Genomic DNA, 8,491 nt, shown 5'->3' with positions numbered 1-8,491 from the left:
CTTAACCATTTCTATGCTCTCTTTAAAGAAAAATCTTTCAACCAAAAGAACACCATTTACGTAATTATAAAATGAATCTTTAAGTGCCATTAGAAATGAACCTGGCGTAGTTAGTCTGTCACAGATATAAAATTCATCTGTTTTCTTTAATTCATTTATTCTATCGTGCAGGTCAACGAAATCGCCACGGCGACCATGATGGCGGCGCGTGGCGCGATCTATCCGGTGTTCGAGCTGATGCGCGACCAGGCGGAAGTGTTTTCGCCGGCGGCCTATCTGCCGGCGATTACCGGTTACTATACCGACAGCGGCGGCAACATGCTGTCATTCCCGTTCAACGTCTCGACGCCGATTCTGTACTATAACAAGACCCTGTTCCGTGCTGCCGGGCTCGATCCCGAGACGGCACCGGCAACCTGGCCCGAACTCGGCATCGCGGCGCGGCGGCTGCGCGGCGCCGGCGCGGTTTGCGGCTTCACCACGGCATGGCCGTCCTGGGTCCATATCGAGAATTTTTCCGCTATTCACGATCTGCCGATCGCGACCGCTGCCAACGGATTTGACGGGCTCGACGCCGTGCTGACCTTCAACAACGCGGCGGTGGCGCATCACATCGCGCAGCTGGCGGAGTGGCAGAAGAGCCGGATATTCGACTATAGCGGCCGCGGCACCGCGGCCGAGCCGCGGTTCCAGAACGGCGAGTGCGGGATCTTCATCGGCTCGTCGGGCACCCGCGCCGACATCCTCGCCCGTGCGAAATTCGAGGTTGGCTACGGCCTGCTGCCGTATTGGCCGGATCTCGCCGCCGCGCCGCGAAATGCGATCATCGGCGGTGCCACGCTGTGGGTGCTGCGCGATCGGCCGCGCGACGAGTACAAGGGTGTCGCCCGTTTCCTGGCCTATCTGTCGCAGCCGGAGGTGCAGGCGGCGTGGCACCAGGCAACCGGCTATCTGCCGATCACCCGCGCCGCCTTCGAGCTCTCCCGGGCCCGAGGATTCTACGATCACACCCCGGGCACCGCGCGTGCGATCGAGCAGATCCTGCGGCCGCCGAGCGCGAATTCACGCGGGCTTCGGCTTGGCTCCTTCACTCTGGTCCGGGACGCCATCGAGGACGAACTCGAGCTGGCCTTGGCCGGCCGCAAGCCGGCCCAGGCCGCGCTCGATGCCGCCGTCGAGCGCGGCAACAAATTGCTGCGGCAGTTCGAACGCGCCAATCCGGAGCAATAGTTCTTCCCGCCTATTCTCGCGGCCTCCACGCACCGCCCAGTTGCCGGAATCGGCAGCCATTTGCGCCGCTGCCGTCCCGGCAGACAATACAGCTTTCAAAGCCAGGCCATTTGCGACAGAACAGCCATGTTCAATCGCCGGCCCATAACGGCGAACCCACCAGTCCCCCCCGGAGAGAGACGTCAGATGATCAGTCGAGAAATTGCGCGCGCGCGCCACAACGTACCGGGGCCCCTGACGGTCCTCGCCCGGCCGCGATCGGCTTGGCGCATGCTTCCGGCCATGGCGATGCTGCTGGCGTTCGGCGCGTATCCGGCATCGGCGCAGGACCAGGCCGCACCGATCAAGCTCGGCGTGCTCAACGACATGTCCGGCGCGTTTGCCGATCTCGGTGGCAAGGGGTCGATCATTGCCGCGCAAATGGCGATCGACGATGCCGGCGGCAAAGTATTGGGGCGGCCGATCCAGCTGATCTCGGCGGACAGTCAGAACAAGCCGGACATCGCCGCGGCGATCGCGCGGCGCTGGTTCGACGTCGAGGACGTCTCGGCGATCATCGACCCGGTACCGTCCGGCGCGGCGCTGGCGGTGCTCGACCTGTCGCGCGAACGCAAGAAGGTGGTGCTGATCGCCTCATCCGGGCTGGCCGACCTGACCGGCAAGAGCTGCACCTCGACCAGTTTCCAGTGGGCCTACGATACCTCGGTACTGGCCAAGGGCACGGCGGCGACCGTCGTCAATGGCGGCGCCAAGCAGTGGTTCTTCCTGACCGCCGACGTCGCTTTCGGCCATTCGCTGGCCAACCAGAGCAAGGCTGTGATCGAGGCCAATGGTGGCAAGGTCGTCGGCGAAGTCCGGCATCCTTATCTGTCGCATGATTTTTCCTCGTTCCTGCTGCAGGCCCAGTCCTCCGGCGCCGAGGTCATCGCGCTCGCCAATTCCGGTTCCGACACCACCAATTCGATCCGCCAGGCGATCGAGTTCGGCATCGGCTCGGACAAGACCAAGCTGGTCGCGCTGCTGGCCTTCGTCACCGACATCCACAGCCTCGGCCTCGACAAGGCCAAGGGCCTGCTGCTGACCGAATCCTTTTACTGGGATCTCAATGACGAGACCCGGGCCTGGTCGAAGCGGTTCGGCGAGAAGATGGGCGGCCGCATGCCGTCGATGGCGCAGGCTGCGGTCTATAGCGGCGTGGCGCATTACCTCAAGGCAATGGCGGCCGCGGGCACGGTCGAGGGCCAGAAGGTGGCCGACACGATGCGCGACATCCCGATCAATGATTTCATGATCAAGGACGGCCGCGCCCGCAAGGACGGCCGTATCGTGCACGATTTCTATCTGTTCCAGGTCAAGGCGCCGAACGAGTCGAAGGGGCCGTGGGACTATTACAAGCTGATCCGCAAGATTCCCGCGGCGGAAGTCACGCCGGCGTCCGGCAGCACCGGCTGCCCGTTCGATAATTAAACATCAGCCGTGCAAGCCGGCCGGATTCGGTAAACGGGATCCGGCCGGCTGGTTATTTGATCGGCCTGGCGAGCGCCAGCCGTACCTCGGCCGCCGACGCCAGCTGGCCGCCGGAAGCCGCGATGGCGCGGGCCGCGCGCGATACCCATTCGGCATTGGTGATGTCGGTGCCGAGCGGCGCGTCCTCGAGCCCGACCCGGACATGGCCGCCGGCGGCGATCACATCGGGGATCAGCGGGATGATATCGACGCCGAGCCCCGCGGCCATCCATTTGGCGTTCGGCGCCTCCCGCTCCAGCAGCGCCAGATGCGCGGCCAGCGCGAACGGCTCGGGCGGATAGCCGAAGGTGAAATGGGTGGTGAACATGAAGCGGTAGATCGGCTCGGGCAGTTTCGGATAGCGGCGTGCCAGCGCGGCACCGAGCCGCGTAAACCCCGGCTCGTAGATCGCGTAGGACGGCGCGAAGCCATATTGTTCGGCCAGCTCCAGCCCGGCGCGGATATGCGCCTCGGGATTGAGATAGATCGGCCCCATCCGGCCGGCTTCGACATCCGCGAAGGTCGTGAGGTTGAGGCTGCCGGGATCGACCACGGCCCATTCCAGCAGGCCGCGCCGGCACAGAAATTCGACCGCCGCAAAACGGTCGGTGGCCGCCTTGGGGTCGAACGCGGCCGACGTTACCGTCAAGGGCAGGGTTGGATAGACGATCACATCCGCGACCGCGCGGATGCCCTCGATGATCCGGGCATAGGTCTCCGGATCGTCATTCTGCCGGCCGGTGTCGGCGTCATAGGCATGGACATGGATGATCGCCGCGCCCTCGCGCGCGCAGGCGATGCCGTCAGCGATGCATTCGGCCGCGCTGATCGGCATCAGCTGCTGGCGCGACCGCGACCACGGTCCATTGATGGCGGCTTCCAGCCATGTCGCTGTCATCGGTCGTTTCCCCGTTATTGTTGCCCCTGCTTAGCGCGAAGCCGCCCGGCGGGCCAATGGCCTCGCGAACCGCGGGCGTTCAACCCAGCACCGCTATTTCTTGTCGAGATGTCCGGTGCGGGCGGCGAAGGCGACGCATTCGTTGATGTGCGATGTCAAAATATCCCGGGCGCGGGCGGCGTCGCGGGTCAGGGCGCAAGCCAGTAGCTGTTCGTGCTCCCGGGCGGCGACGTCGCCGCGAAACACCAGTGCGACCATCAGGTAGCGCAGATATTTGTCGTAGATCGCGCCATAGATATCGAGCAGCGCGCGCGAGCCACAGGCGGAAATCAGGGCGCGGTGGAATTCGAGGTCGTAGCGCTTCCACAACTCGGCCTGGGTCTTGTCACCGGCCAGCATCTGCTTCTCGAGCAGCGCCAGCTTGTGATGCGCGGCGACGACGGCGCCCTCCCATTCGAGGTCGCCGGCCGCGAATGAGAGGCCGATCGCGTGCTGCTCGAGCAGCAGGCGGAGGTCGGCGATCTCGCGGAGGTCGCCCGACGACACCGGCGCCACCTGGAAGCCGCGCTGACCTTCCGCCAGCACCAGGCCTTCCGACCCCAACCGTCCCAGGATCTCGCGCAGCGTGCTGACGCTGACGTCGTAGATCTCCTTCAGCCGCTCCAGCCCCAGCTTCTGCTCGGGCTTCAACCGGCCGAAAATGATGTCCGCTCGGATCGCGCGGTAGGCGTGCTCGCCGACTGTGAGGGGGGCGGGAATATCGATCGACATGGCAGTTCCATCAGGGGCTGGGCGACGCACCTGTCTACCACGTTCATCTGCAACTTTGCAGCCTGCTTTAAGAATCGTATGACGATTCAAAAAATCTATGTTGATTATTCGTTTGTAAGATGACAGCTTCCGCTTCGAACACGAGCATTCGACAGGCGCGGTGCACCACCAAGTCGAAGCCGTCCATCGGGAGATGCAACGCCATGATCAAGAAATCCACATTGCTGGCCGTCTTCGGGCTGGCCCTGACGGCCATGACCGGCGCGGGCTGGGCGCAGTCCGGCAATCCGGTGCGCATCGTCGATGTCGCCGAATTGTCCGGCTCCGGGGCGACCACCGGCGTCAATTGGAAGAATGGTGCCGATCTCGCGGTGAAGGAAATCAACGCCGCCGGCGGCATTCTCGGCCGTCCGGTGCAGCTCGAGCATTACGACAATCAGTCCAATCCCAGCGTCTCGCGCGGGCTGATGCAGAAGGCGCTGGACGGCAAGCCCGACATCATTCTCGGGCCGGTGTCGTCGGGCGCGGTCAAGTCGAGCCAGGGCATCGCGCAGGAGGCGATGGTGCCGGAATTCATCGGCGCCGAGGCCGCTGACCTGTCCGAGCAGGGCAACCCCTACCTGTTTCGTACCTCGTTCGGCCAGCAGGCCAGCATGCCTAAGGTGGCGCGCTATCTGCGCGATGATCTCAAGGCCAAGAAGGTGGCGGTGATCTGGATCAACAACGAGTTCGGCCGTGGCGGCCGCGACGCCTTCGTGAAATCCGCCAAGGCGGACGGACTCGAGATCGCCATCGATATCTCGTCCGAAGTCGGGCAGGCCGATTTCGCCGCCGACGTGTCGCGGATTCGCGGCAGCGGCGCGGATACCGTGTTCGCCTATCTGATCGAGGATGAGAGCGCGCGCTTTCTGCTCGAGGCGAAACGGCAGGCGCTGACGCTGCCGATCATCGGCGAAACCACGCTGCTTGGCCAGAAGGTGATCGATCTCGCCGGCGCGGCTGCCAATGGCGTGCGCGGCCATGTCGGCCTCACGGCGGATGCGCCGGTGGCGGCTGTCGCCGCGTTCCGGCAGCGCTTCATGGATGCCTACAAATATGCGCCGGATCACAATTGCATCAAGGGCTACATCGCAGTGCAGACGGTGAAGGCGGTCGCCGAGCGGATCAAGACGCTCGACGGCGAGAAATTTGCCAAGGCGCTGCATGGCATGACCATCACGCCGCAGGAGGCGCCGGGCATTTTGCTGACCACCACCTGGAACGACAAGGGCGATATCGACCGCGACAGTTTTCTGGTCGAGGTCAATGATGGCAAGCAGAAGGTGACAAAAGTGCTGCCGCGGCTCGGCAAGTAGCCGGATGAATACAGATCAATCCGATGACTGGAGAACCCATGACGAAGTCCATCGCAATCCTCAGCGGCCCGTCGCTCAACATTCTCGGCGAGCGTGAGCCCGAGATCTACGGCACCACCACGCTCGCCCAGATCGAAGCGATGTGCGCGACCAAGGCCGCCGAAGTCGGTACGAAAATCCTGTTCTTCCGGCAATCCAACCATGAAGGATTTCTGATCGACTGGATCCAGGAAGCGCGCGGCAAGGCCGGCGGCCTGATCATCAATCCGGCGGGATTCACCTCGACCTCGATCGCGATCCTCGACGCGCTGAAGACGTTCGACGGACCGATCATGGAAGTGCATCTCACCAACATCCACAAGCGCGAACATTTTCGCCAGCCCTCCTACGTGTCGCTCGCCGCCACCGGCGTGATCGCCGGGCTCGGGCCGAAGAGCTACACGGTTGCCGTGGAAGCGCTGGCAGGGTTGTTGAAGTAGTTTGCTGTTCTTGCTGGCATGAAGCGAAGCGTGCGGCTTCGCTCCCACCTGGCGGGAAGCCACTATCGGTTGACGTAACGGATCCCCACCGAAAAGCTCATCGAGGATTGCGTCAATTCCGGCGGGAAGGCCGGCAGCGGCTGGGCGCGGCGGATCAGCGCCAGCGTGGCGGCGTCCAGTTCGGGGGTGCCGGACGATCCGCTGATGCGGCTGCCGAGGACCTGTCCATTGCGGCTGACGGTGAAGGTCAGCGTCGCCACGCCCTGCTTGCCGGTGGCGCTGGGCTCCTTGTAGCGCTGCAGATGCGCGTTCAGTCGGTCGCGATAGGACGGCAGCGCCGCCGCGGACGCGGCGCCGGCGGCGGCCGACGAAGCCGCGCGGTCCCGCCGCTCGGCGCGCGGTGCCGCTGAGGTGCGCGGCGCCGGTGGCGTATCGCTCGGTTGTTTCTTCACCTCGGTGGGCAGCGGCTTCGGCGCCAAAGGCGCGGGCGCCGGCACAGGCCGCGGTGGATCGGGAATGGTCTTCGCCGGTTCCGGCACGGGCGTCGGGCGGGGCGGCTCCGGCTCCGGGATGGGCGGCGTCGGCGGGCTCGGCTCGGCCTTCGGCTCAGACGGTGCCTCGACCTCCGGTTTGTCGATGGCCGGCGTCGGCGGGATCATCTCCTGGGCCTGCGCAGCCGGCGGTGGCGGCGGCTGCGGCACCGGTTCGGGCGGCGGTGGCTCGGCGGGCGCTTCGGCCTGCTGCATCTCCGGTCCGGGCGCCACGTCCTGCTCCGAGTCCTCGGGGGCGGTGGTGGCCGGCGCCATGTCGACCATGATCGCCGGCATGGTGCTGCCGAGCGACTCCTGCTGGCGATACCACAGCAGGCCGCCGGCGATCAGGCCGACATGGAGGGCCACGACGACGATCGCCGAGACAATCCAGCGCGAAGCGGTGCGTTCGGTCGGCGCATGCAGGACGAAAGCGTTGGGGGCGGCCTTCATGGCGTCGCGGTTCGTCCGTCGAGCCCGACCAGCGCGACCTTGAGATAGCCGGCATTGCGCAGCAGGTTCATCACCTCCATCAGGTCGCCATAGCTGACGACCTTGTCGGCGCGCAGGAAGATGCGTTCGTCCTTGCTGCCCTTGGTCGCCGTATCCAGCGCCGCGTTCAGCGCGTCGCGGGCAACAACATCCTCGCCGACCGCGATCGACAGGTCCGGCTTCACGGTGAGAAACACCGGCCGGTCCGGTCGCGGTTGCGGCGCGACCGCGCTGGCCGGCAGATCGACGCCGAGATCGACGGTGGCCAGCGGTGCCGCCACCATGAAAATGATCAGGAGTACCAGCATCACGTCAATGAACGGCGTGACGTTGATCTCGTGCTGCATTTCGAGGTCGTCATCCCCGGAGCCGCGCGGGCGTCCGCCCAGTCTCGAGCCCATGGTCTACTCCGCCGCCCGGGCGATATGCATGCTGCGCCGGCCATGGTCGCGGCTGATCAGCAGCATCACCTGCGCCGAGGCGTCGCCGAGCAGCGCGCGGTAGCCGGTCACGCCGCGCACCAGCTGATTATAGATCACCACCGCGGGAATCGCGGCGACGAGGCCGAGCGCAGTGGCGAGCAGGGCTTCGGCGATGCCGGGCGCGACGACCGCGAGATTGGTAGTGTGCGCCTCGGAGATTCCGATGAAGGCATTCATGATGCCCCACACCGTGCCGAACAGTCCGACGAACGGCGCGGTGGCGCCGATGGTCGCGACGACGCCGGTGCCGCGCGAAATCTTTCGCGACATCGCATGTTCGACACGCTCCAGCCGTAGCGCGATCCGCTCCTTGAAGCCGTCATCGAACAACCCGTGCGACAGCGCGGTCTCGCGCACCGCGGAATGAATGAGCTGCGCCACCGCATCGCGCTGGCCTTCGCTGTCGCGCTCGACCTGCGCCAGCGTGGTGTCGCTTTCCAGCGTGGCAAGGCGGCGCTTGGCAATGCTGGTCTCGCGGCCAAGCTCCAGCGACTTGGCGAGCCACACGGTCCAGGTCACCAGCGAGGCGAAAGCGAGACCGATCATCACGGCTTTGACGATCACATCGGCGCCCATGAACATGCCCCACGGCGACAGATTGTGCGGCAGCAGCGCTTCGGTGCCCGCGGCGGAGGCGAGCCCGGGCCACAGCAGCGCGGCGACAAAAGGTATTTCTATATGTTTCATAGGCGCGGCATTCCGTCGGTCGATGGTGGCATTGTGTGGAAGGATGATGGCAAGAATACCG

At 65.0% G+C, this 8,491-nt stretch carries 8 protein-coding genes and 1 pseudogene; 4 read left to right on the top strand and 5 right to left on the bottom strand.

The genetic code is table 11. From position 1 onward, the window contains the following. Positions 1 to 159: 159 nt before the first annotated feature. Both ugpB and Q0S16_RS24740 read left to right on the top strand, forming a co-directional pair. Positions 160 to 1,230: pseudogene (ugpB, locus tag Q0S16_RS24745) on the top strand (sn-glycerol-3-phosphate ABC transporter substrate-binding protein UgpB); the annotation flags it as partial. A 270-nt stretch (positions 1,231 to 1,500) separates the two neighbouring features. Then, positions 1,501 to 2,697: an ABC transporter substrate-binding protein gene (locus tag Q0S16_RS24740; protein WP_295854649.1), complete on the top strand. Its 1,197-nt coding sequence runs from the start codon at positions 1,501 to 1,503 to the stop codon at positions 2,695 to 2,697. A 52-nt stretch (positions 2,698 to 2,749) separates the two neighbouring features. Here Q0S16_RS24740 and Q0S16_RS24735 read toward each other — a convergent pair whose 3' ends face one another. Further along, positions 2,750 to 3,634, bottom strand: coding sequence for a 3-keto-5-aminohexanoate cleavage protein (locus Q0S16_RS24735; RefSeq protein ID WP_295854647.1), 885 nt, complete (start codon positions 3,632 to 3,634; stop codon positions 2,750 to 2,752). A gap of 93 nt (positions 3,635 to 3,727) precedes the next feature. Beyond that, the gene (locus Q0S16_RS24730) at positions 3,728 to 4,405 is read right to left on the bottom strand and encodes a GntR family transcriptional regulator (RefSeq protein WP_295854644.1); all 678 of its coding nucleotides are present in this window, start codon (positions 4,403 to 4,405) and stop codon (positions 3,728 to 3,730) included. 203 nt (positions 4,406 to 4,608) lie between these two features. Here Q0S16_RS24730 and Q0S16_RS24725 point away from each other — a divergent pair, with 203 nt between their 5' ends. Together Q0S16_RS24725 and Q0S16_RS24720 are read left to right on the top strand one after the other, a co-directional pair. Next, positions 4,609 to 5,760 carry an ABC transporter substrate-binding protein gene (locus Q0S16_RS24725; RefSeq protein ID WP_295854635.1) on the top strand — a complete coding sequence of 384 codons (1,152 nt, stop codon included), beginning with the start codon at positions 4,609 to 4,611 and terminating at the stop codon, positions 5,758 to 5,760. A gap of 38 nt (positions 5,761 to 5,798) precedes the next feature. Continuing rightward, entirely contained in the window at positions 5,799 to 6,239 is a 441-nt protein-coding gene (locus tag Q0S16_RS24720) for a type II 3-dehydroquinate dehydratase (RefSeq protein ID WP_295854630.1), read from the top strand. A gap of 62 nt (positions 6,240 to 6,301) precedes the next feature. On the opposite strand, the gene Q0S16_RS24715 is transcribed toward Q0S16_RS24720, so the two are convergent. From Q0S16_RS24715 to exbB, 3 genes are read right to left on the bottom strand one after another with little or no spacing between them, the layout of a single operon-like run. Further along, on the bottom strand, positions 6,302 to 7,222 hold the full coding sequence (locus Q0S16_RS24715; protein ID WP_295854627.1) for an energy transducer TonB: 921 nt from the start codon (positions 7,220 to 7,222) through the stop codon (positions 6,302 to 6,304). Continuing rightward, a complete protein-coding gene (exbD, locus tag Q0S16_RS24710; RefSeq protein WP_295854625.1) occupies positions 7,219 to 7,662 on the bottom strand; it encodes a TonB system transport protein ExbD in 444 nt (147 codons plus the stop codon). Before exbD ends, Q0S16_RS24715 begins: the two co-directional genes overlap by 4 nt. Before the next feature lie 3 nt (positions 7,663 to 7,665). Beyond that, complete coding sequence (exbB, locus tag Q0S16_RS24705) at positions 7,666 to 8,430, bottom strand: tonB-system energizer ExbB (protein WP_295854652.1); 765 nt, start codon at positions 8,428 to 8,430, stop codon at positions 7,666 to 7,668. Positions 8,431 to 8,491: the final 61 nt, after the last annotated feature.

The sequence above is a fragment of the Tardiphaga sp. genome (assembly GCF_025356345.1).
GTDB lineage: Bacteria > Pseudomonadota > Alphaproteobacteria > Rhizobiales > Xanthobacteraceae > Tardiphaga.
This window is presented reverse-complemented; position numbering and strand designations above follow the sequence as displayed.